The sequence below is a fragment of the Pseudomonas viridiflava genome (genome assembly GCF_003702045.1).
GTDB lineage: Bacteria > Pseudomonadota > Gammaproteobacteria > Pseudomonadales > Pseudomonadaceae > Aquipseudomonas > Aquipseudomonas viridiflava_C.
Genome location: NZ_RBTP01000048.1, coordinates 151,553 through 177,192, shown reverse-complemented (window position 1 = coordinate 177,192; position 25,640 = coordinate 151,553). Strand labels below are relative to the sequence as shown.

Below are 25,640 nucleotides of genomic sequence, written 5' to 3'. Positions count from 1 at the left end.
CGTGAGCGCGCCCCTGCTCTGCTATCACTGCGCCCTGCCCGTACCTGCGGGAAGTGGCTTCACTGCCGTGGCACTCGGCAAGACCCGCGAGCTGTGCTGCCCCGGGTGTCAGGCGGTGGTCGAGGCGATTGTCGCGGGCGGGCTGGAAGACTATTACGCGCATCGCAGTGAGTCGTCCGGCAACCCGGAAAGCCTGCCGGTGCAGTTGCTCGACGAGGTGGCGCTGTATGACCGTGCGAACGTGCAAGCCCCTTTTGTTCGTCAGCAAGAAGGCCTGTCGGAAACCACCCTGCTCATCGAAGGCATCAGTTGCGCGGCCTGCGGCTGGTTGATCGAACGCCGTCTTCGCAAACTGCCAGGCGTGGCCGAGGCGCAGTTGAACCTGTCCAATCATCGCCTGCGGGTGCGCTGGCGAAGTGATCAGCTTGCCTTCAGTCAGTTGCTGAACGCGTTGCGCAGCATCGGCTATGTGGCGCACCCGTGGCAGGCCGACCACGCTGCCGAACGCTTGGCGAGCGAAAACAGGCTGGCGCTGCGACAACTGGGCGTCGCCGGTCTGCTTTGGTTTCAGGTGATGATGGCAACTATGGCGACCTGGCCGGAATTCAACATGGACCTCAGCCCGTCGATGCACACGATTTTGCGCTGGGTCGCCCTGTTTCTGACGACCCCTATCGTGTTCTACAGCTGCGCGCCCTTTTTCCGTGGTGCGCTGCGCGACCTGCGCAGCCGCCACCTGACGATGGAGGTGTCCGTATCGCTGGCCATCGGCATCGCTTATGTCGCAGGCATCTGGACCGCCATCAGCGGATCAGGAGAGCTGTACTTCGATGCGGTCGGCATGTTCGCCCTGTTTCTGCTGGCCGGGCGCTATCTGGAACGTCGGGCTCGCGAGCGCACGGCGTCGGCAACGGCGCAACTGGTCAATGTACTGCCTGCCTCTTGCCTGCGGCTGACTGCCGACGGACAGACCGAGCGTGTTCTGCTCACTGAGCTGCGCATGGATGATCAGGTGCGGGTGCCGCCTGGCGCGGTGATTGCGGTGGATGGCAGGATTCTCGACGGGCAATCCAGTGTCGACGAGTCCCTGCTGACCGGCGAATACCTGCCCCGACCGCGTAAGGTCGGCGACAGCGTTACGGCGGGTACGCTCAATGTCGAGGGGAGCCTGACGGTTCAGGTCCTCGCGCTGGGGCATGACACGCAACTGTCGGCCATCGTTCGTTTGCTGGAGCGCGCTCAGACAGACAAGCCGAAACTGGCCGAGATGGCGGACCGCGCTGCGCAGGTGTTCGTGCTGCTGTCCTTGAGCGCCGCTGCCATTATCGGCCTCATCTGGTGGCAGCTGGACGCGTCCCGCGCCGTGTGGGTCGTGCTGGCCATGCTGGTCGCCACCTGCCCCTGTGCCTTGTCGCTGGCAACGCCCACGGCCCTGACGGCTGCGACCGGTACGCTGCACGGGTTGGGCCTGTTGCTCACCCGCGGCCATGTGCTGGAAGCCCTGAATACCATCGACACCGTCATCTTCGACAAGACCGGCACACTCACTGAAGGACGCCTGACATTGCGGGCTGTCCGCCCTTTGGGCAGCCTGAGTGCAGACGCCTGTCTGGAGCTGGCCGCCGCGCTGGAAAGCCGGTCTGAACACCCCATCGCCCGTGCATTCGGCCGTGCGCCTCAGGCGGCGCACGACGTACTGAATACCCCAGGACGTGGACTGGAAGGCCGCGTGGGCAGCCACCGCCTTCGCATCGGCCAGCCAGCGTTCGTCTGCGCGCTGAGCGGTACTGGCGTGCTGCCGATGCCCGACGAAACTGGCCAGTGGCTGTTGCTGGGCGATACCGAAGGCCCGCTCGCCTGGTTCGGTCTGGATGACCGGCTACGTGAAGACGCTGCCGCGTTGTTGCACGCCTGCAAGGCGCGTGGCTGGAAGACCCTGCTGCTGTCTGGAGACAGCTCGCCGATGGTGCAATCGGTGGCAATCACCTTGGGCATCGACGACGCCCGCGGCGGGTTGCGTCCGGAAGACAAACTGGCGGTGCTACAAACACTGCAGGCACAGGGACATTCTGTGTTGATGATCGGCGACGGCGTAAACGACGTGCCGGTCATGGCGGCAGCCAACGTCAGCGTAGCAATGGGCTCGGCCACTGACCTGACCAAAACCGGTGCCGACGCGGTGCTGCTGTCCAACCGCCTGCGCAGCCTGATTGACGCCTTGGGTGTGGCGCGACGCACACGCCGGGTGATTATCGAAAACCTGCTGTGGGCCGGCTTGTACAATGGCCTGATGCTGCCATTTGCGGCGTTGGGCTGGATCACACCGGCCTGGGCCGCTATCGGCATGTCTGTAAGTTCGCTGATCGTGGTGCTCAACGCCTTGCGCTTGAGCCGCCTTCCGCGCGCCACTCGATCAACCCGGGAGAGATTATGCCTGCGCTCTACATCATGATTCCTGCCGCCCTGCTGCTGGTGGCCATCGCGATCTACGTCTTTTTCTGGGCGGTGGACAGCGGTCAGTACGATGACATGGAGGGCCCCGCCCACAGCATTCTGTTCGACGATCAAGACCCCGATCATAAGGCCGCGGCGCGAAGCCACACGCACGATTCCAACGCCCACGGTCACGACGGAAATCCTGATGCCTGAAGCCCGTCATGTTTGACCTTATCCCCCTGCTGCTATCTGCGTGGGTACTGGGGCTGCTGGGCGGCGGGCATTGCCTGGGTATGTGTGGCGGGTTGATGGGCGCATTGACTCTGGCCATTCCTCGCGAGCAACGGGCGCACCGACTGCGACTATTAATGGCCTACAACCTGGGACGCATCGTCAGCTATGCGGTTGCCGGCTTTTTCAGCGGAATGGTCGGCTGGGCCGTGGCCAACAGTCCAGGGGCGACGACGCTACGCGTAGTGGCTGCTCTGCTGCTGGTTGCAATGGGGCTGTACCTTGCAGGCTGGTGGAGCGGTCTGACCCGCATCGAGCGTCTGGGCCGAGGTCTGTGGCGTTATCTACAGCCTTTCGCCACGCGCCTGCTGCCCATTTCCAGCGTTCCTCGCGCCCTTCTGCTCGGTGCCCTGTGGGGCTGGCTGCCCTGCGGGCTGGTCTACAGCACGCTACTTTGGGCCGCCAGTCAGGGAAACGCCCTCGACAGCGCCTTGCTGATGCTGGCGTTTGGCGTGGGCACTTGGCCGGTGTTGCTCGCCACCGGCCTTGCGGCCGAGCGCACCACCGCGTTGCTGCGCAAACGCAGCGTGCGCGCGACAGGCGGCGTGCTGGTCATCCTGTTTGGACTCTGGACCTTGCCAGGCCCTCATCAGCACTGGCTGATGGGGCATTGATCGTTCGGACAACGTGGCTGAAAGGCCGGTTGATCCACGTCAACACCCTTTGAACAGGCGCCTCGTATGCTCCAGCCATCACCAGCCCACCCGGGAGCGCGCACATGCTGGACGTCATTCGTTGGGATTCCGACCTGATCCGCCGTTACGACCTCACCGGGCCGCGCTACACCTCCTACCCCACGGCCGTACAGTTCAAGACTGACGTCGGGGCGTTCGATCTGCTGCATGCGTTGCGTGACAGCCGCAAGGCGATGCGAGCCTTGTCGCTGTACGTGCATATCCCGTTCTGCGCCAACATTTGTTACTACTGCGCCTGCAACAAGGTCATCACCAAAGATCGCGGTCGGGCGCAGGCTTATCTGCAGGGTTTGATGCATGAAGCTCAGATGCTTGCCTGCCATCTCGACCCCGCTCAGGTGGTCGAGCAATTGCATTTCGGGGGCGGCACGCCGACCTTTCTCAGTCATGCTCAACTGCGCCAACTCATGGCGCATCTGCGCACGCACTTCACGCTGCTGGACGACGATTCGGGAGACTATGGCATCGAGATCGACCCCCGCGAAGCCGATTGGGCGACGATGGGCTTGCTGCGTGAGTTGGGGTTCAATCGCATCAGCCTGGGCGTACAGGATCTGGACCCGACGGTGCAGCGTGCGATCAATCGCCTGCAAAGCCTGGAGCAGACCCAGGCGTTGATCGAAGCCGCACGGACGCTGCAGTTTCGCTCGGTCAATATCGACCTGATCTACGGCCTGCCCGGACAGACACCTGACACCTTCGCCAGCACTGTAGAGGCCATCATCGGCCTGCAACCGGACCGGCTGTCGGTGTTCAATTACGCCCATCTTCCCGAACGCTTCATGCCCCAGCGGCGTATCCAGCGGGCCGATCTGCCCCGCGCCGACAGTAAGCTGAGCATGCTGGAGCGCACCGTTTCACAGTTGACCGAGGCAGGCTATCGCTATATCGGCCTGGATCACTTCGCCCTGCCCGACGACGACCTTGCGATCGCTCAAGAAGAGCAAACGCTGCAGCGCAACTTTCAGGGCTACACCACCCACGGACATTGCGATCTGATCGGGCTGGGGGTGTCGGCGATCAGTCAGGTGGGGGATTTATACAGCCAGAACAGCAGCGACCTGACGGACTACGAACGCCTGCTCGCCAGCGATCAACTGGCAACCAGGCGCGGACGTGTCTGCAATGAAGACGACAGGATCAGGCGCGCAGTCATTCAACAATTGATCTGCCATTTACGGCTTGATTTCGCGTCCATCGAACAGCGCTTCGGCATTGATTTCAAACGCCACTTCGATTCGGTATGGCCGCGACTGATCGAACTGGCCCGTGACGGGCTGATCACCGTGGACGCTGAACGCATTGAGGTATTGCCCGCTGGCCGTCTGTTGGTGCGCTCCGTGTGCAGTGTGTTCGATGAATACCTGACGCCCGAGAACCGTCAACGCTTCTCACAGGCGATCTGACGCCCTGGGTGAGGTCAATTCCTGGCCACCATCAGCGAGCGCGCCAGCGTTTTACTGCCCTCGTCCAGCTTGAGCTGATTCATCATCACGGTCAGGTCGGAATTGGTGCTGCTGATCTGTTGTTGCAACGCACCGAGCGCCGTTTGCAGCGCGGCCACCTTGGTTTGCCGCTCGGTGTCGCTGAGGCTTTGATCGTTGAGTATCTGCTGAATCTGCTCTAGCGTTTCTTCCATCTTGCGTTGCAATTCACGGATGGCCTTGAGCAGTTTCTGAACACCTTCCGGCAAACCGCTCTGCTCGATATCGGCGTCTCTGGACCCCGACGCGGCAGCCGCCTTGCCTTCGGGCGACAGATTTACTTCAATACCTCGGGCCTCGGTTGCCGCTGGTTCGACGTCCGCAGTCGCAGACGAAGACGGGGTCATCTGCACTGACGAAACCGGGACATTCACAGTCAGGTTGAGGGGCAACGTGATCGACATGGATGAGCTTCCTGCATTGGATTGTAGGTTGAAAGGCTATCGCCAACCGACCCTGAACCTTGATGGCATGAGAACTTTCCAGACTGGCCCTACTTGCCTTGGGTGGGTTACCCTTACGTCTTATGTGTGATTTCCCACAAGGAATTAAGTGATGTCCGAGCCCGCCAAGTCACGTGCTTCAAACCAGGCTCATTGCAAGGATTGCAGTCTCGCCCCGCTCTGCCTGCCTCTTTCGTTGAATCTTGATGACATGGATTCGCTTGACCAGATCGTCAAGCGAGGCCGCCCCCTAAAGAAAGGTGAGTTCCTGTTTCGCCAGGGTGACACGTTCGAATCCGTCTATGCCGTTCGCTCCGGCGCTCTGAAGACATTCAGTCTCAGCGGTGCCGGAGAAGAACAACTCACCGGTTTTCATCTGCCCAGCGAACTGGTGGGGATGTCCGGAATGGACGCCCAGGCTTATCCGGTTTCAGCACAAGCGCTGGAAACCACATCAGTGTGTGAAATTCCCTTCGAGCGTCTGGATGAGCTCTCGGTACAGTTGCCGCAATTGCGTCGGCAGTTGATGCGTGTGATGAGCCGCGAGATTCGCGATGATCAACAGATGATGTTGCTGCTGTCGAAAAAGACCGCTGATGAGCGCATCGCAACGTTTTTGGTCAACCTGTCGGCACGCTTCCGGGCGCGAGGCTTTTCGGCCAATCAATTCCGACTGAGCATGTCGCGCAATGAAATCGGTAATTACCTGGGGCTGGCGGTCGAAACCGTCTCGCGGGTGTTCACCCGTTTTCAGCAAAACGAGCTGATTACGGCCGAGGGTAAGGAGGTTCATATCCTGGACCCGATCCAGCTCTGCGCCCTGGCTGGCGGTGCCATGCAAAGCTGATCGGACTGCGGGGGTGCGATCCGGGGCTGGTCGGCTTAAACTATCGGCCAATCTTGCCCCGGATCACCTCTGATGATTTTCGATGAATTGAGCTTCAAATCCCTGATACGCCCGGTCGTGGACTTCCCCAAGCCTGGCGTCGTTTTTCGTGACATCACCCCACTCTTCCAGTCGCCCAAGGCAACCCGCCAGGTGATCGACAGTTTTGTGCAGCGCTACATAGAGGCCGATTTCAGCCACATCGGCGTCATGGACGCGCGCGGTTTTCTGATCGGTTCGGTGGTGGCGTACGAACTGAACAAGCCACTGGTGCTGTTCCGCAAGCAGGGCAAACTGCCGGCTGACGTGCTGTCCGAGGCTTACCAGACCGAATACGGCGAAGCCTATCTGGAAGTGCATGCCGACAGCCTGTGCGATGGCGATTCGGTGGTGATGTTCGATGACCTGATCGCAACCGGAGGCACGCTGATTGCCGCCGCCAACCTGATCCGCCGCATGGGTGCGCAGGTCCATGAAGCGGCAGCGATCATCGATCTGCCGGAGCTGGGCGGTTCGAAGCGTCTTCAGGCGATGGCCATTCCAACATTCTGTCTGACCGAGTTCGCACTGGACGAACAGTAAGACGCTGCTGAAGCACGACTGAGCAAAGCGATAAGACGAACAAGCCCGGTCATGAATGAACCGGGCTTATCGAGTGGGTCAACCCGTCGGGTTGCCGTGCAGCTTGGTCATCAACTGCGCTTCGGCCTGTGTCAGTCCACAGGACTGGGTCAGTTCGTCGATGCTGGCGCCCATACCGACCAGACGCGCAGCCTGGGCGAAGGACAGCGTGGAGGGATCGCGCTGTTCAAGCGCCGTCAGCTTGTCAGGCAACGGTGCGACGATGGCGCGCAGTTCGTGCAGGTCTTCACCCATACGTACCGTGCCGCTCTGGAAGTTGTCCACGCGACGGGCCAACTCCTTGATACGCTGATCACGCAAGGCCGCCGCCGCGTCACGCTCGGCGTCGAGCTTGCGCTGACGCTTGGTATGGGTCAGGAACATTCCCAGGGTAACGACCCAGAGAATGCCCAGAAAGACGACAGCAACCTCAACAATCACAATCAGATGTTCTCCAGCTCGGACCATTCTTCTTCGGACATCATCTTGTCCAGCTCGACCAGAATCAACAGCTCGCCGTTCTTGTTGCAGACGCCCTGAATGAACTTGGCCGACTCGTCGTTACCGACGTTTGGCGCGGTCTCGACTTCGGACTGACGCAAGTAAACCACTTCAGCCACGCTGTCGACCAGAATACCGACCACTTGCTTGTCGGCTTCGATGATCACGATACGGGTGTTGTCGCTGACTTCGACCGGTGCCAGGCCGAAGCGCTGACGGGTATCGATCACGGTCACGACATTACCGCGCAGGTTGATGATGCCCAGCACGTAGCTTGGCGCACCCGGTACCGGAGCGATTTCGGTGTAGCGCAGCACTTCCTGAACCTGCATCACATTGATGCCATAGGACTCATTGTCCAGGCGGAACGTAACCCATTGCAGGATAGGATCTTCAGAACCCTGTGCAGACGACTTATTCATACCCCTAACCCCTCACGTGTGTACTCTGCGGGCGACGCGACTGGCGACGACCCATGATTATTTCGGCTTGTTCAACTGCTTGACCGCGCCACTGGCTATCAGCTCGGCCAACTCTGCAACGTCCACCAACGCACACATGTGTTCGATCACTGTGCCCGCCAGCCACGGCCGCTGGCCGCGCTGTGTCCGCCACTTGATTTCATTCGGATCAAGACGCAGCGAGCGACTGACCTGATGCACCGCCAACCCCCATTCGTAGCCCTGAACCGAAATCACATACTGCAGCCCCTGGCGAAAATCGTCGCGGTAGCGATCAGGCATGATCCAGCGCGCGGTATCCAATACTTTCAGGTTGCCTGCCTGACAAGGCAGGATCCCCAGAAACCAGTCCGGCTGACCGAACAGCGGCGTGAGCTCCTGCCCCGCCAGCGGATAAATCGACCCCAGGCATACCAGCGGCACCGCCAGTGTCAGACCCGCCACATCGAACAGCAGGCATTCGAACGGCTCGGCGGCCCAGGCTGGACGACCATCGCTGGTGGGCGGTGGCGTCGGCGTTCGCTGGGGCGTCATGACGCTCAGCTCGGCTACCGGCTCGACCAGCTCGATCGTCGGCGCTTCAACGGGCACCTCAACGTCCACCACTGCCTCGGCCACGATCACCGGAGCGATCTCGACCACCGGCGTTACCACCGGCGCCGCGACCACAACCGGTACTGCTACCGGAGCAGGTGCCGCAACGGCAACCGCGACGGGCTTGATCTGTGCCTGCCTGCGGGCATCGAACGCCTGTTCTTCCAGCACCGCCGCTTGAAAGTCGTCGATGTCGTTGTCCGGGGCGTCCGGCTCCTCAGTCGCGTCCTGAAGCAAAGCATCCAGGTAAGACTGCAAAGCCAGCTTGGGTCGTGTTGCAACTTCTAACGGGCGGTTCATACCGGGGCCCAACAATAAAAAGAGCGAGTGCAGCCTGATAGAGTTATCGGCCGCATTGAGGGATCACTTGAGCTGACAGCAGAGAAAGAATGAGCGTGCATGTCACGCCACCTGAGCATTGAGTTGCTCGGCGAGCATGTGCTTGAGCAACGCCCGGTACGCGATCACGCCGCGGCTCTTGCTGTCGTTTTGCGACGGCGTCAAACCGGCGCGGCTGGCATCGCGCAAACGCGTGTCCACCGGCACATAGGCTTGCCAGACGTGCTCGGGGAAACTGTCGCGCAACAATTTCAACGTCCCCATCGACGCCTGGGTGCGACGGTCGAACAGGGTCGGCACGATGGTGTACGGCAACGGTACTTTTCGTGAGCGGTTGATCATGGTCAGGGTATTGACCATGCGTTCCAGGCCTTTTACCGCAAGAAATTCGGTCTGCACCGGAATGGCCAGTTGTTGGCTGGCGGCCAGCGCGTTGACCATCAGCACCCCCAGCAGCGGCGGACTGTCGATCAGCGCGTAGTCAAAATCCTGCCACAACTGTGCAAGGCTCTTGGCAATCACCAGACCCAGACCGCTTTGACCGGGCGATTGACGCTCCAGCGTCGCCAGCGCGGTACTCGACGGAATCAGCGAGATACGCTGGTCGCTGGTGGGCAGCAGCAACTGCCCCGGCAGGCCGTCAGGCACGACGCCTTTGTGCAGAAACAAATCGAAAGCGCTGTGCTCAAGCTCGTCAGGGTTATGCCCGAAATAGCTGGTCATGGAGCCGTGGGGATCGAGATCGACCACGACGACACGCTTGCCCGCATCGGCCAGCAGACCGGCCAGGGCAATGGTCGTGGTGGTCTTTCCGACTCCACCTTTCTGGTTGGCTACTGCCCAGACTCTCATTGATGATTTTTCCTTCCGTACAGCGACGACCGTACCGATACGAGGTTAAGGAGCGGGTGACGGAGAATTGACAGTGTTTGCCCGTACCGGCGGCTTTGCTGGCACCGGTGCAGTTTGTGTGCCAGCACGCCTCAATGCCGCATCAGGTTGTGCATTGGCGGTGCCAGTGCTGGTCAGGCTGCGACGCACATCCAGGTTTCGCGAGATGACCAGCACCACGCGGCGGTTCTTGGCGCGCCCGGTGGCGTTGGTGTTTGGGGCGATTGGCTGGAATTCGCCATACCCCACGGACGCAAGCCGTGCGGGGTTGACGCCATCCATTGCCAGCATGCGTACGATGCTGGCCGAGCGTGCGGAAGACAGCTCCCAGTTGGTCGGAAATTGCGAGGTACTGATGGGCTGGTCATCGGTGAAGCCTTCGACGTGAATCGGGTTGTCGAAGCGCTTGACGATGCCTGACACCTTTTCAATGATCGTGAACGCCTTGTCGCTGGGCATTGCATCACCGCTGCCGAACAACAGACTGGAATTGAGCTCGATCTCGATCCACAGCTCGTTGCCGCGCACGGTCATCTGGTCGGACTTGATGAGATCGCCAAACGCATCGCGCACATCCTGAGCAATGGTCTGTAACGGGTCGCTGGCCGAAGAGGCAATGCCCGCATCGGTTTCCTCGCTGTCCTTGAGCAGAGGCTCGGACGGCTTGACCGAGACCGGACGCTGCTCACCAATAGGGATCGGCTTCATGGTGCGCTCGGCGTCGTTGAACACACCCACCAGCGCTTCGGACAGAATCTTGTACTTGCCTTCATTGACCGACGAGATCGAGTACATCACCACGAAAAACGCGAACAGCAGCGTAATGAAGTCGGCGTAGGACACCAGCCAGCGTTCATGGTTTTCGTGTTCTTCGGGCTGACGACGTCGAGCCATGAGGTCTTACTCCATGAAGCCTTGCAGCTTGAGTTCAATGGAGCGCGGGTTTTCACCCTCGGCAATGGACAGCAGACCTTCAAGCAGCATTTCGCGATAACGAGCCTGCCGATGGGCAATGGCCTTGAGCTTGTTGGCCACCGGCAGAAGGATCAGGTTGGCGGTCGCGACACCGTAGATGGTTGCGACGAACGCCACGGCAATGCCGCTGCCCAGCTGACTGGGATCGGCCAGGTTGCCCATGACGTGAATCAAGCCCATGACCGCCCCGATGATGCCCACGGTCGGCGCATAGCCGCCCATGCTTTCGAACACCTTGGCGGCCTGGATGTCACGGGTTTCCTGGGTGATGAAATCCACTTCCAGAATGCTGCGAATCGCCTCGGGTTCGGCACCGTCGACCAGCAATTGCAGGCCCTTGCGAGCGTAACTGTCAGGCTCGGCGTCAGCCACCGATTCAAGACCCAGCAAGCCTTCCTTGCGGGCAGTCATGCTCCAGCCGATCACGCGATCGACGCCACCGGGCAGATCGACGCGCGGCGGAAAAAGCACCCAGCGAACGATTTTCATGGCACGCATGAAGGCACTCATGGGCGCCTGCAACAGCGAAGCACCCAGCGTGCCGCCAATCACGATCAGCGCGGCCGGTCCGTTGAGCAGCGCACTGAGGTGCCCGCCTTCGAGAAAATTGCCGCCGATGATCGCAACGAACGCCAGGATAAGACCGATCAGACTCAGTACATCCATCAGAGGCACGCCTCGACGAGATGGCGACCCATGTCGTCCAGACTGTAGATCGCATCGGCCAGGTCGGCCTTGACGATGGCCATCGGCATGCCATAGATGACGCAGCTCGCCTCGTCTTGCGCCCAGACCGTGCTACCGACCTGCTTAAGCAGGCGTGCGCCCTCACGGCCGTCAGCGCCCATACCGGTCAAGACCACCGACAGCACCTTGTCGCCGTAAGACTTGGCCGCCGAACCGAAAGTAATGTCTACGCACGGCTTGTAGTTGAGGCGTTCGTCGCCGGGCAGAATCTTCACGGTGCCGCGACTGTCGATCATCATCTGCTTGCCACCTGGGGCCAGCAAGGCCAGACCCGGACGCAATACATCACCGTCCTCGGCTTCCTTGACGCTGATCTTGCACAGCTTGTCCAAGCGCTCGGCAAAGGCTTTGGTGAACGCAGCCGGCATGTGCTGGATCAACACCAGCGGTGCCGGAAAACTGGCAGGCAATTGAGTGAGTACACGCTGCAAGGCCACCGGACCGCCAGTGGACGTACCAATCGCCACCAGCTTGTAGGCCTTGCGCTTGGGCGTACCCGAGGTCGTCGGATGGGCCGGGGCATGCGGCTGGGCATGGGCATGGGCCGCGTGCGGCGCAGGCGCAGCCGTTCGCGGCGGTACGGTGCGCGCAGGCGTAGCCGCCGCAGGTGCTGGCGCGGCCGAGCGAGCGGCAGGTGCAGTCGACGAGGGCGAAGCGGAAACCGGGGCGGTCGATGCAGTACTTGAGCCGCTGAAACGGCGATTACTGCGCGAGATGCTGTTGATCTTCTCGCACAGCAGTTGCTTGACCTTCTGCGGATTGCGCGAGATGTCTTCGAAATTTTTGGGCAGGAAGTCCACCGCACCGGCGTCCAGTGCATCCAGCGTAACGCGGGCACCTTCGTGTGTCAGTGAAGAGAACATCAATACCGGAGTCGGAATGCGCTGCATGATGTGACGCACCGCCGTGATGCCATCCATCATCGGCATCTCGTAGTCCATCGTGATCACGTCAGGCTTGAGCGCGAGCGCCTGTTCTATAGCTTCCTTGCCATTGGTTGCCGTGCCGACAACCTGGATGTTGGGGTCCGAAGAAAGAATTTCCGTAACGCGGCGGCGGAAGAAACCGGAATCATCCACCACCAGGACCTTGACTGCCATAAACACTCCAATAGGCGCCGCAGGCAGCCGAAGCTGCCCGCAACCCCAGAATCAAATACGCCGTGCGGCGTAACGCTTGAGCATGCTCGGTACATCGAGAATCAAGGCAATGCGACCGTCACCGGTGATGGTGGCGCCCGACATGCCTGGCGTACCTTGCAACATCTTGCCCAGCGGTTTGATCACCACTTCTTCCTGACCGACCAGTTGATCGACGACAAAGCCGATGCGCTGGGTGCCGACAGACAGAATAACCACGTGCCCTTCGCGTTGTTCTTCGTGCGCTGCCGAACTGACCAGCCAGCGCTTGAGGTAGAACAATGGCAAGGCCTTGTCACGCACGATCACCACTTCCTGACCATCGACGACGTTGGTGGTCGACAGGTTCAGGTGGAAGATCTCGTTGACGTTGACCAGCGGGAACGCAAAGGCCTGATTGCCCAGCATGACCATCAGGGTTGGCATGATCGCAAGCGTCAGCGGAACCTTGATGACGATCTTCGAACCCTGACCCTTGGTCGAGTAGATGTTGATCGAGCCGTTGAGCTGGGAAATCTTGGTCTTCACCACGTCCATGCCCACACCGCGGCCGGACACATCGGAAATCTCGGTCTTGGTCGAGAAGCCCGGTGCAAAGATCAGGTTGTAGCAATCGGTGTCGCTCAGACGATCGGCGGCATCTTTATCCATCACGCCGCGCTTGACCGCGATGGCGCGCAGAACATTCGGGTCCATACCCTTGCCGTCGTCCGAAATGGACAACAGGATATGGTCGCCTTCCTGCTCGGCCGCCAGGATCACTTTGCCGCCGCGGGACTTGCCAGTGGCTTCGCGTTCTTCCGGCGTTTCGATACCGTGGTCGACCGCGTTGCGCACCAAGTGGACCAGCGGGTCGGCCAGAGCCTCGACAAGGTTCTTGTCCAGGTCGGTTTCTTCACCCACCAATTCAAGGATGATCTCTTTCTTGAGCTGGCGGGCCAGGTCACGAACCAGACGCGGGAAGCGGCCGAAGACTTTCTTGATCGGTTGCATCCGGGTCTTCATCACCGCGGTCTGCAGGTCGGCAGTCACCACGTCAAGGTTGGAAACCGCCTTGGACATGGCTTCGTCGCCACTGTTGAGCCCCAGGCGCACCAAACGGTTACGCACCAGCACCAGTTCGCCGACCATGTTCATGATCTCGTCCAGGCGTGCCGTATCAACGCGTACCGTGGTTTCGGCTTCCGATGCAACGGGTTTCTCACCGGTAGCCGCCGGAGCACGCGCTGGCGCAGGTGCGGCAGCGGCTGGCTTGGCGGCGGCAGCCGGTGCAGGCGCAGGTGCGGCCTTGGCAGCCGGTGCTGCGGCAGGTTTGGCAGCGGGTGCAGGCGCTTTCGCGACGATGGCCTCCGGCTCGAACTTGCCCTTGCCGTGCAGCTCATCCAGCAGGTTTTCGAATTCGTGATCGGTGATTTCATCGGACGCGGACGCTGAAGCAGCGGCCGCAGGTGCCTTGGCCGCAACGGCGGGCGCAGGCGCAACGACGGCAGCGTCGAACGAGCCCTTGCCATGCAACTGATCCAGAAGCGCTTCAAACTCGTCGTCAGTGATCTCGTCACTGCCAGACGCGTTGCCGCTGCTTTTGGCAACAGGCGCTGGCACTGGCGCAGCCTCGGCCGCGAACTTGCCTTTGCCATGCAACTGGTCGAGCAGGGATTCGAACTCCTGATCGGTGATCTCATCGCTCGACGAGGCCTGGGCAGCCGGGGCCGCCGCAGGTGCTGAAATCGGCTTGGAGCCGTGCAGCGAATCGAGCAACTGTTCGAATTCGTGGTCGGTGATGTCGTCACCGCCAGCCGCCTCGGCAACCGGAGCAGCCACTTCGGCCACCGGTTCAGGTTCAGGCTCAGGCTCAGCAACCGCGACTTCATCGTTGGACTGCGGTTCGGCCAGACGCGACAGCGCCGCCAACAATTCCGGCGTAGCTGGCGTCAGATCCGTACGTTCGCGTACTTCGCCGAACATACTGTTGACAGTGTCCAGCGCTTCCAGAACCACATCCATGAGCTCGGAGTCAACGCGACGCTCACCCTTGCGCAGGATGTCGAACACGTTTTCGGCGATATGGCAGCACTCCACCAGCTCATGGAGCTGGAGGAAGCCGGCGCCCCCTTTTACAGTGTGAAAACCGCGAAAAATTGCATTGAGCAGATCAGCATCATCCGGTCGGCTTTCCAGCTCGACCAATTGCTCTGACAACTGCTCCAGAATTTCGCCGGCCTCTACCAGAAAATCCTGAAGGATTTCTTCATCGGCGCCGAAGCTCATGGGGTGCTCCCTAAAATTAACCGTCAACAGACCTAGAAGCCGAGGCTCGATAGCAGATCGTCTACATCATCCTGTCCGGATACGACGTCTTCCCGTTTATCGGCATGAATCTGCGGACCTTCACCCTTGGAGAGATGTTTTTTAGGATCTTTTTCAGCAAGGATGGATTCTTCGTCATGTTCGATGCCTGCGAAGCGATCGACATGACTGGCCATGAGCACCAGTTTGAGCAAATTGCCTTCCACTTCAGTGACCAATTGCGTGACGCGCTTGATCACCTGACCGGTGAGGTCCTGGTAATCCTGGGCCAGCAGAATGTCATTGAGGTGCGCAGAAACCTCGTGGGTTTCCTTCTCGGTACGCGTCAGAAAACCATCGACCCGCTTAGCGAGATCGCGAAACTCTTCAGCACCGATTTCGCGGCGCATGAAACGTCCCCAGTCTTCGCTCAACGCCTTGGCGTCGGTGCTCAGAGCGTTCATGACAGGTGTGCTTTCTTCGACCAGATCCATCGTGCGGTTGGCCGCATTCTCGGTCAGCCGCACAACATAGCCCAGACGCTCGGTGGCGTCCGTGATCTGCGACACCTCTTCGGCCTGAGGCATGTGCGGATCGATCTGGAAGTTGACGATTGCACTGTGCAGCTCACGCGTCAGCTTGCCCACTTCCTGATAAAGGCCGCGGTCACGTGTCTGGTTGAGCTCATGGATCAGTTGCACAGCTTCGCCGAAACGGCCTTTTTCAAGGCTGGTCACGAGTTCCTGCGCGTGTCTTTTCAGGGTCGACTCAAAGTCGGCCATCGAATCATTGTTATCCATAGCGCCCTCGCGGCATGCATCAGCTATTGACGCGTTCAAAGATCTTTTCGATCTTTTCTTTCAGCGCTTGAGCCGTGAATGGCTTGACGACATAACCGTTCACCCCGGCCTGTGCAGCTTCGATGATCTGCTCACGCTTGGCTTCGGCAGTGACCATCAGCACTGGAAGGCTCTTGAGGCGCTCGTCCTGACGGACTTGACGCAACAGATCGATACCGGACATGCCAGGCATGTTCCAGTCCGTCACCAGAAAGTCAAAGGCACCGCTTTGCAACATCGGCAGCGCGGTCAGACCGTCGTCCGCTTCCGATGTGTTGGTGAACCCAAGGTCACGCAACAGGTTCTTGATGATCCGCCGCATCGTTGAGAAGTCATCAACGATGAGGATTTTCATGTTCTTGTCCAATTCGACCTCCAAGCAGTCTTTAACGCGTTCAGCACCTGAACACGCTGTTCACTCAATACTGGCACAGCACACCCCCAGCTGTACGAAACGACGACGGGCTTGGCAAAACGACAGGTACAGACCTGAACGAACAGCCCATCGAGGCACTGCCCGACAGGCTTCTGCCTTGTCTATCCTGTTACCACGCAACGCTCTGCACAGCCGGCTTGCAGCCAACGCACGGCACCAGGCCGCACACTGACTGTCAACGCGCTCGCCACTCCCCCAAACGCCCTCGCAAACGAGCTGCGCACTGGCTGTGTAACTGACTGACTCGCGATTCGCTGACCCCCAGGACCTCTCCGATTTCCTTGAGGTTCAGCTCTTCGTCGTAGTACAGCGCCAAGACCAGACGCTCACGCTCCGGCAAATTGGCAATCGCATCGGCCAGGGCGGCCTGGAAGCGCTCGTCTTCCAGGTCGCGTGACGGTTCTAGCGAACCGCTGGCACCGTCCTCATGCAGCCCCTCATGGTCGCCGTCCTGAAGCAGGTCGTCGAAACTGAAGAGGCGGCTGCCCAAGGTATCGTTCAAAATCCCGTAATAATCATCGAGACTCAACTGGAGTTCGGCCGCAACCTCGTGATCTTTAGCGTCACGTCCGGTTTTCGCTTCAATTGCGCGAATTGCGTCACTCACCATGCGCGTATTGCGGTGGACCGAGCGCGGTGCCCAGTCGCCCTTGCGCACTTCGTCGAGCATTGCGCCACGAATGCGAATACCCGCATACGTCTCGAAACTCGCACCTTTGGTGGAGTCATATTTGGTCGAAACTTCCAGCAGACCGATCATGCCGGCCTGGATCAGGTCTTCGACCTGAACGCTGGCTGGCAAGCGTGCCAGCAGGTGATAGGCGATACGCTTGACCAGTGGCGCATAACGCTCGATCAGTTCGTACTGCGAATTCCGGGAAGCTTTGCTGTACATCTGGTAGCCGCTCGCTGTCATTGGACAGGCCCCGCACTGGTCTGGTGAACGAGTCGTTCAACGAAAAATTCAAGGTGACCCCGTGGATTGGCCGGTAATGGCCAGGTGTCGACCTTCTGAGCGATGGCCTTGAACGCCAGCGCGCATTTGGAGCGCGGGAACGCTTCGTAGACCGCACGCTGTTTCTGCACCGCCTTGCGCACGCACTCGTCGTACGGCACAGCGCCTACATACTGCAGCGCCACGTCCAGAAAACGGTCCGTGACTTTCGTCAGCTTGGCAAACAGGTTGCGGCCTTCCTGAGGGCTCTGGGCCATGTTGGCCAGTACCCGAAAGCGGTTCATGCCGTAATCGCGGTTGAGCAGCTTGATCAGCGCGTAGGCGTCGGTGATCGACGTGGGCTCGTCGCAGACCACCAGCAAGACTTCCTGGGCGGCGCGCACGAAGCTGACCACCGATTCACCGATGCCGGCGGCGGTATCGATCACCAGCACATCGAGGTTGTCGCCAATCTCGCTGAAGGCCTGGATCAGACCGGCATGCTGCGCGGGTGAAAGATGAACCATGCTCTGGGTGCCGGAAGCGGCAGGAACGATGCGTACGCCACCCGGCCCTTGCAACAGCACGTCACGAAGCTCGCAGCGGCCTTCGATGACATCGGCGAGTGTACGTTTGGGTGTCAGACCCAGCAGAACATCGACATTGGCCAGACCCAGATCGGCGTCCAACAGCATGACGCGTCGGCCGAGCTCGGCAAGGGCCAGCGAGAGGTTCACTGACACGTTAGTCTTACCGACGCCACCTTTGCCGCCAGTCACCGCAATAACCTGTACGGGATGCATGCTGCCCATGTTATTTCTTTACCTTGTCTTGCGTAGACCGAAGCCACATTGGGGGCTGCACGTTCGCGAACGAACGATGCCTGGCAGACCATCGATGCAGGGACATTCCAATAGTCTCCATCACTTAGCCCACCCTCTTGCCGGGTGAGTGATAGAGGTCGGCAAACATATCAGCCATCGCTTCTTCGCTAGGCTCGTCCTGCATTTGCACGCTGACCGCACGGCTCACCAACTGGTGACGACGCGGAATGTGCAAATCGTCAGGAATTCGTGGCCCGTCAGTCAGGTAGGCCACCGGCAATTCATGACTGATCGCCAGGCTCAGCACTTCACCCAGGCTGGCGGTTTCATCGAGCTTGGTCAGAATGCATCCGGCCAGGCCACAACGCTTGTAACTGTGATAAGCAGCGGTCAGTACCTGTTTCTGGCTGGTTGTCGCCAGTACCAGGTAGTTACGCGATTTGATACCGCGACCTGCCAGACTTTCCAATTGCATGCGCAACGCAGGATCACTGGCTTGCAGTCCGGCCGTATCGATCAGGACCACACGCTTGCGCAGCAGAGGCTCGAGCGCCTGCCCCAGCGACTGACCCGGATCGACGTGAGTCACCGGCACGTTGAGGATGCGGCCCAGTGTCTTGAGCTGCTCCTGAGCACCGATGCGGAAACTGTCCATGCTGACCAGGGCGATGTTTTGCGCGCCGTACTTGAGCACATAACGGGCTGCCAGCTTGGCCAGCGTGGTGGTCTTACCCATGCCGGCAGGGCCGACCATCGCAATCACACCACCCTCTTCCAGCGGCTCCACATCCGGGACGGCAATCATGCGGGCCAGATGGGCCAGCAACATGCGCCAGGCCTGACGTGGCTCGTCAATATCAGGGATCATCGACAGCAGGTCACGCGACAGCGGGCCGGACAGACCGACGCGTTGCAGACGACGCCATAGGTTGGCCTGCTGCGGACGACTGCCTTGCAGTTGGGTCCAGGCCAGGGAGCCAAGCTGGACTTCCAGCAGCTCGCGCAGGCCGTTCAATTCGGAGCGCATCGACTCGAATGCACGCTGACCGCCCGCTGGCTCGGCTGCCGGGGTGGGCGCGTAAGCAAAAGGACGCGGCGGCTCTTCAAGCGTTGGCTCAATGTGGGTGTCGGCGGCACTGATCGCCTTGCCGGAAAACAACTGAAGATTGACCGAGGCATCACTGTCGCTGCGGTTGTTCAGTTCGGCCTGCGCGGAGACGATGCGCGACTGGGTCTTGCGCAGCTCATCTTCGAGTTCCATGTTCGGAACGCGTGGAGCCAGCGCAGACAGTTTGTAATCCAGCGCGGCGGTCAGCTCGACGCCACCGGCGATACGGCGGTTGCCAATGATGGCCGCCTCAGCGCCCAGCTCATCGCGAACCAGCTTCATGGCTTGACGCATATCGGCGGCGAAAAATCGCTTAACTTGCATGACTCACTACCTCAGCCGTTGGGCCCGACAGTCGCTACGATGGTTACTTGCTTGTTGTCAGGAATTTCCTGATACGCCAGAACATGCATGCTCGGTACAGCCAATCGTCCAAATCGTGACAGCATGGCCCGGATCGGACCCGCTACCAGAAGAATTACCGGCAACCCTTGCATTTCCTGACGCTGGGCCGCCTCGATCAACGAACGCTGGAGCTTTTCAGCCATGCTCGGTTCAAGCAGAACGCCTTCTTCCTGACCCTGACCAGCCTTCTGCAAACTATTGAGCAATATCTGTTCCAACCTTGGCTCCAGAGTGATAACAGGCAGCTCCGGCTCAACGCCTACAATGCTTTGCACGATTGCACGGCTCAAGCCGACGCGGACTGCCGCCACCAGCGCGGCGGTATCTTGACTCTTCCCGGCGTTGTTGGCGATCGCTTCTGCAATGCTGCGGATATCGCGTACCGGTACATGCTCGGCCAACAGTGCCTGCAGGACGTTGAGCAGCGACGACAGCGAAAGCACACCTGGCACCAGCTCTTCAGCCAGCTTGGGCGAGCTTTTGGCCAGTAATTGCATTAATTGCTGGACCTCTTCGTGGCCAATCAGTTCATGGGAATGCTTGTACAGAATCTGGTTGAGGTGAGTTGCCACGACCGTGCTGGCGTCCACCACCGTGTAGCCCAAGGACTGTGCCTGGCTGCGCTGGCTGATTTCGATCCACACCGCTTCCAGGCCGAATGCCGGATCTCTGGCGGTGATGCCGTTCAGCGTTCCGAACACCTGACCGGGGTTGATAGCCAGTTCGCGATCAGGGTAAATCTCGGCCTCGGCCAGAATTACGCCCATCAGCGTCAGACGGTAGGCGCTGGGCGCCAGGTCCAGGTTGTCGCGGATGTGCACGGTCGGCATCAGGAAACCCAGCTCCTGAGACAGCTTCTTGCGCACGCCCTTGATACGGGCCAGCAGTTGACCACCCTGGTTGCGGTCCACCAGAGGAATCAGGCGATAGCCCACTTCCAGACCGATGATGTCGATGGGCGTGACGTCATCCCAGCCCAACTCCTTGGAATCCTGAACACGGGTCGGCGATGGCAGAAGATCCTGTTGGCGTTGAACCTCGGCCAGCGCTTCGACCTTGACCTGATTCTCCTTCTTCCACAGCAGGTAAGCGCCACCAGCCGCCACCAGACCCAAGCCGATGAAGGCAAAGTGTGGCATGCCTGGCACCAGGCCCATAACGATCATGATGCCGGCCGATACACCCAGCGCCTTGTAGGAAGAGAACATCTGACGATTGATCAGCTTGCCCATCTCTTCCGAACCGGAAGCGCGGGTCACCATGATCGCAGCAGCGGTGGACAGCAGCAGTGATGGCAATTGCGCCACCAAACCGTCACCGATGGTCAGCAAGGTGTAGACGCGACCTGCGTCGGCGAAGCTCATGTTGTGCTGAAAGATACCCACCAGCATGCCGCCGATGAGGTTGATGAACAGAATGAGCAGACCGGCAATTGCATCGCCGCGTACGAATTTGCTCGCGCCGTCCATAGAGCCGTAGAACTCGGCCTCCCCGGCAACTTCCGCACGACGACGCTTGGCTTCAGGCTGATCGATAAGACCAGCGTTGAGGTCGGCGTCGATCGCCATCTGCTTGCCCGGCATCGCATCGAGGGTAAAACGTGCGCTCACTTCAGAGATACGCCCGGCACCCTTGGTGATCACCACGAAGTTGATGATCATCAAAATCGCGAACACCACGATACCGACCACGTAGTTACCGCCGATCACCACCTCACCGAAGGCCTGGATCACCTTACCGGCGGCGGCATGTCCATCCTGACCGTGCAGCATCACCACTCGGGTCGATGCGACGTTCAGCGCCAGGCGCAGCAGCGTGGCGACCAGCAGGATGGTCGGGAACACCGAGAAGTCCAGTGGACGCAATGCGTAGACGCAGACCAGCAGCACGACAATCGACAGCGCAATGTTGAACGTGAACAACACGTCCAGGAGGAAAGGTGGAATGGGCAACATCATCATTGCCAGCATGATCAGCAACAACAGCGGTACGCCCAACTGGCCACGGCCGAGGCCTGCAATGTTGCTGCGTGCGCTACTGAGTATCTGAGAGCGTTCCACCGATTCTTTACCTGCGCACTGGATCAAAACTTTGACGCCGAAAGCGTCCTTGTACTGACCTATTGCAAAAAGCTGTCCAACTTTTCAAAAGCCAGTGAATGCGGGTGTGAAACGGCAGAAAACAGCAATGAAGGGGAAAGAAGCGGAAGGCGAATGGCTGACGGCCTGCTCGTTCAGTCGCGCTGTCAGCGACTGAACGGACACCATCGCCGGCAAGCCAACTCCCACGAATCACGCTCGTTCAACAGGTTACGTTTTGCTTGTGAAAGGCGCCGCCATTCCGGCAATCACCGGACCGTGGGAGGCGGCTTACCGGCGAAAGGACCGACCGACGCGCGGGGTCAGGCGAGCCACATTGTCAGGCATCGCGCTGCAGGTCCGGCGGGATAGGCACGTCACCCAGCGGATCGGGACGCTTGCCCTGCCCTGCATGGTACTGGCGGATCTGGTAGACGTAGGCCAGCACCTGAGCCACGGCCAGATAAAGACCTGCAGGAATCTCCTGATCAAGCTCAGTGCTGTAGTAGATGGAGCGCGCCAGACCGGGCGACTCCAGAATCAAAATCTGATTGTGCGCGGCGATCTCGCGAATCTTCAGCGCCACCAGATCCGTCCCCTTGGCCAGCAGCATCGGCGCACCGCCCTGCTCCGGGTCGTATTTGAGCGCCACGGCAAAGTGAGTCGGGTTGGTGATGATCACGTCCGCTTCGGGAATCGAAGCCATCATCCGGCGCTGGGACATCTCGCGCTGCAATTGACGGATGCGCTGCTTGACCTCCGGGCTGCCTTCGCTGTTCTTGTGTTCGTCACGCACTTCCTGCTTGGTCATCAGCAGTTTTTTGTGCGCCTCCCACAGCACGAACGGTACGTCCGCGGCGGCAATGAACATCAGGCCGCAGGCCATCCAGAAGCTGCTCCAACCCACCACCTGAAGGCTGTGGATGATGGCCTGCTCAAGCGGCTCGTGCGCGATGGCCACCAGATCGTTGCGCTCCTTGCCCAGCACCACCAGCGCTACCGCCAGGATGATCAGAAATTTGGCGAACGACTTGAGCAATTCCACCAGCGCATGCGGGGAAAACATGCGCTTGAGGCCTGCCGCCGGGTTCATGCGGCTGAACTTGGGAACCAGCGATTTGGTCGCGAACAGCCAGCCACCGAGCATGATCGGCCCGACCAGCGCGGCAATGAGCATGGCGATCAGAAACGGCAGCACCACCACCAAGGCGTGCAGACCTGAACTGAGCAATGCCTTGCCCATGTAATCCTGATCCATCAAGGTTTCGCGGGTGATGGTGAAATTGTCGCGCATCAGCTCAAACATCATCTGCGCAATGTCGCCGCCAAAAATCAACGCACCGCCTGACCCCATCAGCATCACCACCAGCGTGGTCAGCTCTTTGGAGCGGGCAATCTGTCCTTCGGCACGGGAGTCACGGACCTTTTTCTCCGTGGGTTCTTCCGTTTTGTCCTGACCATTCTCGTTTTCTGCCATCTCAACGCGCCCTCACCATGTCCCGCAACGCCTGCAAGGCTTCGGCGGCGATGGGTTGATACTGGTTGAGAATGTCGCCGAGGGTCATCCACAGAATGACCATGCCCAGCACCAGCGTGAGCGGAAAACCGATGGAGAAGATATTGAGCTGTGGTGCTGCACGGGTCATCACACCGAACGCAATGTTGATGACCAGCAGCGCGGTAATGGCTGGCAGCACCAGCCGAAGCCCGGAACTCATGACCCAGCCCAGGCCGTTCGCCAGTCCCCAGAAGTTGTTGACCAGCAGCCCCCCACCCACCGGCATGGTGGTAAAGCTTTCGACGAGGATTTCCAGCACCACCAGATGACCGTTCATGGCCAGAAACAACAGCGTCACCAGCATGGTGAAAAACTGCCCGATGGTCGCCGACGATACGCCGTTGGTGGGGTCGACCATCGACGCGAAGCCCATGCCCATCTGGGTCGAGATGATCTGCCCCGCCACCACGAAAATATGAAAAAACAGCTGCAGCGAAAGCCCCATCCCCGCACCGATGATGATCTGCTCACCAATCAGCAACAGCGCACTCAGGTCCAGCGCCTGCACCGCAGGCATGGCGGGCAGTACCGGGGCGACCACCACCGTCATGGCCACGGCAAAATACAGGCGCACACGCCGGGGAACCAGCGTCGTGCCAATGATGGGCATGGTCATCAGCACGGCAATGATGCGGAACAACGGCAGCATGAAGCTGGCGACCCAGGTACTGATCTGGGTGTCGGTCAGTTCGAGCATCGGCTGCATGCAGTGTCAGCCGATCACGGTCGGAATGCTGGTGTACAGCGACAGCATGTATTCCATGAACACTTTCAACAGCCAGGGACCGATCGCGATCAGGGTGATCAGCATGACGATCAGACGCGGCAGAAAGCTGAGTGTCTGCTCGTTGATCTGCGTCGCGGCTTGAAACATCGCCACCAGCAGACCGCAGATCAGGCTCGGCACCACAAGAATCGCGACCAGCATGGTGGTCAACCACAATGCCTCACGGAACAGATCGACGGCTACTTCCGGCGTCATCGGGCAGACTCCTCAGCAAAACGACTCATACGCCACCAAAACTGCCCGCCAGCGTGCCGACGATCAGCGCCCAGCCATCCACCAGCACAAACAGCATGATTTTGAACGGCAGGGAAATGATCAGCGGGGACAGCATCATCATGCCCATCGCCATCAGCACACTGGCCACCACCAGGTCGATGATCAGGAACGGAATGAAGATCATGAAACCGATCTGGAAGGCCGTCTTGAGTTCGGAAATCACGAACGCAGGCACCAGAATGTTCAGCGGCGCAGCATCCGGCGTCGGAATGTCGGTACGCTTTGACAGGCGCATGAACAGCTCAAGATCGCTGGTACGGGTTTGTGCGAGCATGAAGTCCTTGATCGGCACCTGTGCCTTGGCGACGGCATCCTGTGCCGAGAGCTGTTCGGCGAGATAAGGCTGCAAGGCGTCCTGATTTACCCGGTCGAACACGGGCGCCATGATGAACATGGTCAGAAACAGCGCCATGCCGGTCAGGATCTGGTTCGACGGTGTCTGCTGCAGGCCCAGGGCCTGACGCAAGATCGAGAACACGATGATGATCCGCGTGAAACTGGTCATCAACATGACGAACGCCGGAATGAAGCTCAGCGCCGTCATGATCAGCAGGATCTGCAGACTGACCGAATATTCCTGCTGACCGTCGGCCCCGTTGGACAGGGTGATCGCCGGGATCGACAGCGGATCGGCCGCCAGCGCGACCGGTGCAACCATCACCAACAGCAGCAGTATCAGGAAACGCAAGGCGCCCATTACTTCTTGTCCTTATCCTTGCCCATCAATTCCATCAGACGCTGAGCGAACTCGGGCGTCGTTTGCTCACGGACCGGCACCTGCACAGGCTCCTTGAGTACATGCAGGGTCGTGATGGTGCCTGGCGTGATGCCCAGCAGGATCTGCTCGTTGCCGACCTGAACCAGCACCAGACGATCACGCGGACCGATGGCCCGCGTACTGACCAGTTCGATGACCTGGCTGCTGTTGGGCCCGACACGCTGGACCCGTCGCATGACCCAGGCCAGCACGAAAATCAGGCCGACCACCAGCAACAGCCCCAGCAACAGCTGCAGCACCTGCCCACCCATGCCACCCGACACGGTATTGGCCACTGCCGGCGCAGCCTGCGCAACCGGCTCGGCGCCCAATGCCAATGAAGGCAGCATCAGCAAAACACTCAGAAACCGCTTCACTTAGCGCAGCTTCTTGATGCGTTCACTCGGGCTGATCACGTCGGTCAGACGAATGCCGAACTTCTCGTTGACCACGACCACTTCGCCGTGAGCGATGAGCGTACCGTTGACCAGTACGTCCAGCGGCTCGCCTGCCAGACGATCCAGTTCGATGACCGAACCCTGGTTGAGCTGCAGCAGGTTACGGATGTTGATGTCGGTGCTGCCCACTTCCATAGAGATCGACACTGGAATATCCAGAATCACGTCCAGGTTCGGGCCGTCGAGCGAGACCGGTCCACTGTTTTTCGGCACGCTGCCGAATTCTTCCATCGTCATGCGATTGGTGGCATTACCCGCATCCGCAGCCAGCAGTGCGTCGATATCGTCCTGACCACCTTCGCCCGCCTCGCCCAGTGCAGCCGCCCATTCATCGGCCAGCGCCTGATCTTCAGCAGACGTCATATCGTTTTCATCAGCCATCGGTAGTCCT

General features: G+C 59.9%; 27 protein-coding genes. 6 read left to right on the top strand and 21 right to left on the bottom strand.

Features of this window, described 5'->3' with window-relative positions; genetic code table 11:
- Position 1 precedes the first annotated feature (1 nt).
- The 4 genes from ALP40_RS15900 to hemN all read left to right on the top strand — a co-directional run bounded on the left by ALP40_RS15900 (position 2) and on the right by hemN (position 4,828).
- On the top strand, positions 2 to 2,452 hold the full coding sequence (locus ALP40_RS15900; RefSeq protein WP_122209178.1) for a heavy metal translocating P-type ATPase: 2,451 nt from the start codon (positions 2 to 4) through the stop codon (positions 2,450 to 2,452).
- Positions 2,431 to 2,649, top strand: coding sequence for a cbb3-type cytochrome oxidase assembly protein CcoS (gene ccoS, locus ALP40_RS15895; protein WP_122209177.1), 219 nt, complete (start codon positions 2,431 to 2,433; stop codon positions 2,647 to 2,649). Before ALP40_RS15900 ends, ccoS begins: the two co-directional genes overlap by 22 nt.
- Positions 2,650 to 2,657: 8 nt before the next feature.
- Positions 2,658 to 3,341, top strand: coding sequence for a sulfite exporter TauE/SafE family protein (locus tag ALP40_RS15890; protein WP_122209176.1), 684 nt, complete (start codon positions 2,658 to 2,660; stop codon positions 3,339 to 3,341).
- Positions 3,342 to 3,445: 104 nt separating this feature from the next.
- Positions 3,446 to 4,828, top strand: a complete 1,383-nt coding sequence (gene hemN / locus ALP40_RS15885; protein ID WP_122209175.1) for an oxygen-independent coproporphyrinogen III oxidase — start codon at positions 3,446 to 3,448, stop codon at positions 4,826 to 4,828.
- 14 nt (positions 4,829 to 4,842) lie between these two features.
- On the opposite strand, the gene ALP40_RS15880 is transcribed toward hemN, so the two are convergent.
- Positions 4,843 to 5,310: a chemotaxis protein gene (locus ALP40_RS15880; RefSeq protein ID WP_122209174.1), complete on the bottom strand. Its 468-nt coding sequence runs from the start codon at positions 5,308 to 5,310 to the stop codon at positions 4,843 to 4,845.
- Between the two features lie 151 nt (positions 5,311 to 5,461).
- Here ALP40_RS15880 and fnr point away from each other — a divergent pair, with 151 nt between their 5' ends.
- Positions 5,462 to 6,196 (top strand): fumarate/nitrate reduction transcriptional regulator Fnr, encoded by a 735-nt coding sequence (fnr, locus tag ALP40_RS15875; RefSeq protein WP_122209173.1) that lies wholly within the window; start codon positions 5,462 to 5,464, stop codon positions 6,194 to 6,196.
- A 72-nt stretch (positions 6,197 to 6,268) separates the two neighbouring features.
- Positions 6,269 to 6,817, top strand: coding sequence for an adenine phosphoribosyltransferase (locus tag ALP40_RS15870; protein WP_122209172.1), 549 nt, complete (start codon positions 6,269 to 6,271; stop codon positions 6,815 to 6,817).
- Between the two features lie 78 nt (positions 6,818 to 6,895).
- On the opposite strand, the gene ALP40_RS15865 is transcribed toward ALP40_RS15870, so the two are convergent.
- The 20 genes from ALP40_RS15865 to fliN form a co-directional block, all read right to left on the bottom strand.
- Positions 6,896 to 7,297, bottom strand: a complete 402-nt coding sequence (locus ALP40_RS15865; RefSeq protein WP_122209171.1) for a DUF2802 domain-containing protein — start codon at positions 7,295 to 7,297, stop codon at positions 6,896 to 6,898.
- 2 nt (positions 7,298 to 7,299) lie between these two features.
- Complete coding sequence (locus ALP40_RS15860) at positions 7,300 to 7,779, bottom strand: chemotaxis protein CheW (RefSeq protein WP_003370201.1); 480 nt, start codon at positions 7,777 to 7,779, stop codon at positions 7,300 to 7,302.
- A 57-nt stretch (positions 7,780 to 7,836) separates the two neighbouring features.
- Positions 7,837 to 8,712, bottom strand: a complete 876-nt coding sequence (locus ALP40_RS15855) for a CheW domain-containing protein (RefSeq protein ID WP_122209170.1) — start codon at positions 8,710 to 8,712, stop codon at positions 7,837 to 7,839.
- Between the two features lie 102 nt (positions 8,713 to 8,814).
- Positions 8,815 to 9,603 carry a ParA family protein gene (locus ALP40_RS15850; protein ID WP_004880799.1) on the bottom strand — a complete coding sequence of 263 codons (789 nt, stop codon included), beginning with the start codon at positions 9,601 to 9,603 and terminating at the stop codon, positions 8,815 to 8,817.
- A gap of 45 nt (positions 9,604 to 9,648) precedes the next feature.
- Complete coding sequence (gene motD / locus ALP40_RS15845; protein ID WP_122209169.1) at positions 9,649 to 10,536, bottom strand: flagellar motor protein MotD; 888 nt, start codon at positions 10,534 to 10,536, stop codon at positions 9,649 to 9,651.
- A 6-nt stretch (positions 10,537 to 10,542) separates the two neighbouring features.
- Positions 10,543 to 11,283, bottom strand: a complete 741-nt coding sequence (locus ALP40_RS15840) for a flagellar motor protein (RefSeq protein ID WP_122209168.1) — start codon at positions 11,281 to 11,283, stop codon at positions 10,543 to 10,545.
- Positions 11,283 to 12,464, bottom strand: coding sequence for a chemotaxis response regulator protein-glutamate methylesterase (locus tag ALP40_RS15835; RefSeq protein WP_122209167.1), 1,182 nt, complete (start codon positions 12,462 to 12,464; stop codon positions 11,283 to 11,285). The genes ALP40_RS15840 and ALP40_RS15835 overlap by 1 nt, the downstream gene beginning before the upstream one ends.
- Before the next feature lie 51 nt (positions 12,465 to 12,515).
- Positions 12,516 to 14,771 (bottom strand): chemotaxis protein CheA, encoded by a 2,256-nt coding sequence (locus tag ALP40_RS15830; RefSeq protein WP_122209166.1) that lies wholly within the window; start codon positions 14,769 to 14,771, stop codon positions 12,516 to 12,518.
- Positions 14,772 to 14,803: 32 nt separating this feature from the next.
- Positions 14,804 to 15,589 carry a protein phosphatase CheZ gene (locus ALP40_RS15825; RefSeq protein WP_122209165.1) on the bottom strand — a complete coding sequence of 262 codons (786 nt, stop codon included), beginning with the start codon at positions 15,587 to 15,589 and terminating at the stop codon, positions 14,804 to 14,806.
- A gap of 19 nt (positions 15,590 to 15,608) precedes the next feature.
- Complete coding sequence (locus tag ALP40_RS15820) at positions 15,609 to 15,983, bottom strand: chemotaxis response regulator CheY (RefSeq protein WP_161627625.1); 375 nt, start codon at positions 15,981 to 15,983, stop codon at positions 15,609 to 15,611.
- 256 nt (positions 15,984 to 16,239) lie between these two features.
- Positions 16,240 to 16,980 carry an RNA polymerase sigma factor FliA gene (gene fliA, locus ALP40_RS15815; protein WP_002554271.1) on the bottom strand — a complete coding sequence of 247 codons (741 nt, stop codon included), beginning with the start codon at positions 16,978 to 16,980 and terminating at the stop codon, positions 16,240 to 16,242.
- Positions 16,977 to 17,810 carry a flagellar synthesis regulator FleN gene (gene fleN / locus ALP40_RS15810; protein ID WP_003412391.1) on the bottom strand — a complete coding sequence of 278 codons (834 nt, stop codon included), beginning with the start codon at positions 17,808 to 17,810 and terminating at the stop codon, positions 16,977 to 16,979. Before fleN ends, fliA begins: the two co-directional genes overlap by 4 nt.
- Positions 17,811 to 17,925: 115 nt before the next feature.
- Entirely contained in the window at positions 17,926 to 19,254 is a 1,329-nt protein-coding gene (flhF, locus tag ALP40_RS15805) for a flagellar biosynthesis protein FlhF (protein WP_122209164.1), read from the bottom strand.
- 11 nt (positions 19,255 to 19,265) lie between these two features.
- A complete protein-coding gene (flhA, locus tag ALP40_RS15800; RefSeq protein ID WP_122209301.1) occupies positions 19,266 to 21,395 on the bottom strand; it encodes a flagellar biosynthesis protein FlhA in 2,130 nt (709 codons plus the stop codon).
- Positions 21,396 to 21,753: 358 nt separating this feature from the next.
- Entirely contained in the window at positions 21,754 to 22,890 is a 1,137-nt protein-coding gene (gene flhB, locus ALP40_RS15795; RefSeq protein ID WP_122209163.1) for a flagellar biosynthesis protein FlhB, read from the bottom strand.
- 1 nt (position 22,891) lies between these two features.
- Positions 22,892 to 23,677 carry a flagellar biosynthetic protein FliR gene (gene fliR, locus ALP40_RS15790; protein WP_122209162.1) on the bottom strand — a complete coding sequence of 262 codons (786 nt, stop codon included), beginning with the start codon at positions 23,675 to 23,677 and terminating at the stop codon, positions 22,892 to 22,894.
- A 6-nt stretch (positions 23,678 to 23,683) separates the two neighbouring features.
- The gene (gene fliQ / locus ALP40_RS15785; RefSeq protein ID WP_004880775.1) at positions 23,684 to 23,953 is read right to left on the bottom strand and encodes a flagellar biosynthesis protein FliQ; all 270 of its coding nucleotides are present in this window, start codon (positions 23,951 to 23,953) and stop codon (positions 23,684 to 23,686) included.
- Positions 23,954 to 23,978: 25 nt separating this feature from the next.
- On the bottom strand, positions 23,979 to 24,731 hold the full coding sequence (fliP, locus tag ALP40_RS15780) for a flagellar type III secretion system pore protein FliP (RefSeq protein ID WP_122209161.1): 753 nt from the start codon (positions 24,729 to 24,731) through the stop codon (positions 23,979 to 23,981).
- Positions 24,731 to 25,168 (bottom strand): flagellar biosynthetic protein FliO, encoded by a 438-nt coding sequence (gene fliO, locus ALP40_RS15775; RefSeq protein ID WP_122209160.1) that lies wholly within the window; start codon positions 25,166 to 25,168, stop codon positions 24,731 to 24,733. The genes fliP and fliO overlap by 1 nt, the downstream gene beginning before the upstream one ends.
- Positions 25,169 to 25,630 carry a flagellar motor switch protein FliN gene (gene fliN, locus ALP40_RS15770; RefSeq protein WP_122209159.1) on the bottom strand — a complete coding sequence of 154 codons (462 nt, stop codon included), beginning with the start codon at positions 25,628 to 25,630 and terminating at the stop codon, positions 25,169 to 25,171. It abuts the gene before it with no gap.
- Positions 25,631 to 25,640: the final 10 nt, after the last annotated feature.

What these genes read in the sequence shown, in the direction of transcription:
- ALP40_RS15855 (WP_122209170.1), bottom strand. Translation starts at nt 8,712, where the DNA reads ATGAACCGCCCGTTAGAAGTTGCAACACGACCCAAGCTGGCTTTGCAG.
- ALP40_RS15870 (WP_122209172.1), top strand. Translation starts at nt 6,269, where the DNA reads ATGATTTTCGATGAATTGAGCTTCAAATCCCTGATACGCCCGGTCGTG.
- ALP40_RS15840 (WP_122209168.1), bottom strand. Translation starts at nt 11,283, where the DNA reads ATGGATGTACTGAGTCTGATCGGTCTTATCCTGGCGTTCGTTGCGATC.
- ALP40_RS15850 (WP_004880799.1), bottom strand. Translation starts at nt 9,603, where the DNA reads ATGAGAGTCTGGGCAGTAGCCAACCAGAAAGGTGGAGTCGGAAAGACC.
- ALP40_RS15830 (WP_122209166.1), bottom strand. Translation starts at nt 14,771, where the DNA reads ATGAGCTTCGGCGCCGATGAAGAAATCCTTCAGGATTTTCTGGTAGAG.
- ALP40_RS15890 (WP_122209176.1), top strand. Translation starts at nt 2,658, where the DNA reads ATGTTTGACCTTATCCCCCTGCTGCTATCTGCGTGGGTACTGGGGCTG.
- flhB (WP_122209163.1), bottom strand. Translation starts at nt 22,890, where the DNA reads ATGGCAGAAAACGAGAATGGTCAGGACAAAACGGAAGAACCCACGGAG.
- fliQ (WP_004880775.1), bottom strand. Translation starts at nt 23,953, where the DNA reads ATGACGCCGGAAGTAGCCGTCGATCTGTTCCGTGAGGCATTGTGGTTG.
- hemN (WP_122209175.1), top strand. Translation starts at nt 3,446, where the DNA reads ATGCTGGACGTCATTCGTTGGGATTCCGACCTGATCCGCCGTTACGAC.
- ALP40_RS15835 (WP_122209167.1), bottom strand. Translation starts at nt 12,464, where the DNA reads ATGGCAGTCAAGGTCCTGGTGGTGGATGATTCCGGTTTCTTCCGCCGC.
- fliN (WP_122209159.1), bottom strand. Translation starts at nt 25,630, where the DNA reads ATGGCTGATGAAAACGATATGACGTCTGCTGAAGATCAGGCGCTGGCC.
- fliR (WP_122209162.1), bottom strand. Translation starts at nt 23,677, where the DNA reads ATGCAGCCGATGCTCGAACTGACCGACACCCAGATCAGTACCTGGGTC.
- ccoS (WP_122209177.1), top strand. Translation starts at nt 2,431, where the DNA reads ATGCCTGCGCTCTACATCATGATTCCTGCCGCCCTGCTGCTGGTGGCC.
- ALP40_RS15820 (WP_161627625.1), bottom strand. Translation starts at nt 15,983, where the DNA reads ATGAAAATCCTCATCGTTGATGACTTCTCAACGATGCGGCGGATCATC.
- flhF (WP_122209164.1), bottom strand. Translation starts at nt 19,254, where the DNA reads ATGCAAGTTAAGCGATTTTTCGCCGCCGATATGCGTCAAGCCATGAAG.
- fleN (WP_003412391.1), bottom strand. Translation starts at nt 17,810, where the DNA reads ATGGGCAGCATGCATCCCGTACAGGTTATTGCGGTGACTGGCGGCAAA.
- fnr (WP_122209173.1), top strand. Translation starts at nt 5,462, where the DNA reads ATGTCCGAGCCCGCCAAGTCACGTGCTTCAAACCAGGCTCATTGCAAG.
- ALP40_RS15860 (WP_003370201.1), bottom strand. Translation starts at nt 7,779, where the DNA reads ATGAATAAGTCGTCTGCACAGGGTTCTGAAGATCCTATCCTGCAATGG.
- ALP40_RS15825 (WP_122209165.1), bottom strand. Translation starts at nt 15,589, where the DNA reads ATGGATAACAATGATTCGATGGCCGACTTTGAGTCGACCCTGAAAAGA.
- fliA (WP_002554271.1), bottom strand. Translation starts at nt 16,980, where the DNA reads ATGACAGCGAGCGGCTACCAGATGTACAGCAAAGCTTCCCGGAATTCG.
- motD (WP_122209169.1), bottom strand. Translation starts at nt 10,536, where the DNA reads ATGGCTCGACGTCGTCAGCCCGAAGAACACGAAAACCATGAACGCTGG.
- fliP (WP_122209161.1), bottom strand. Translation starts at nt 24,731, where the DNA reads ATGGGCGCCTTGCGTTTCCTGATACTGCTGCTGTTGGTGATGGTTGCA.
- ALP40_RS15880 (WP_122209174.1), bottom strand. Translation starts at nt 5,310, where the DNA reads ATGTCGATCACGTTGCCCCTCAACCTGACTGTGAATGTCCCGGTTTCG.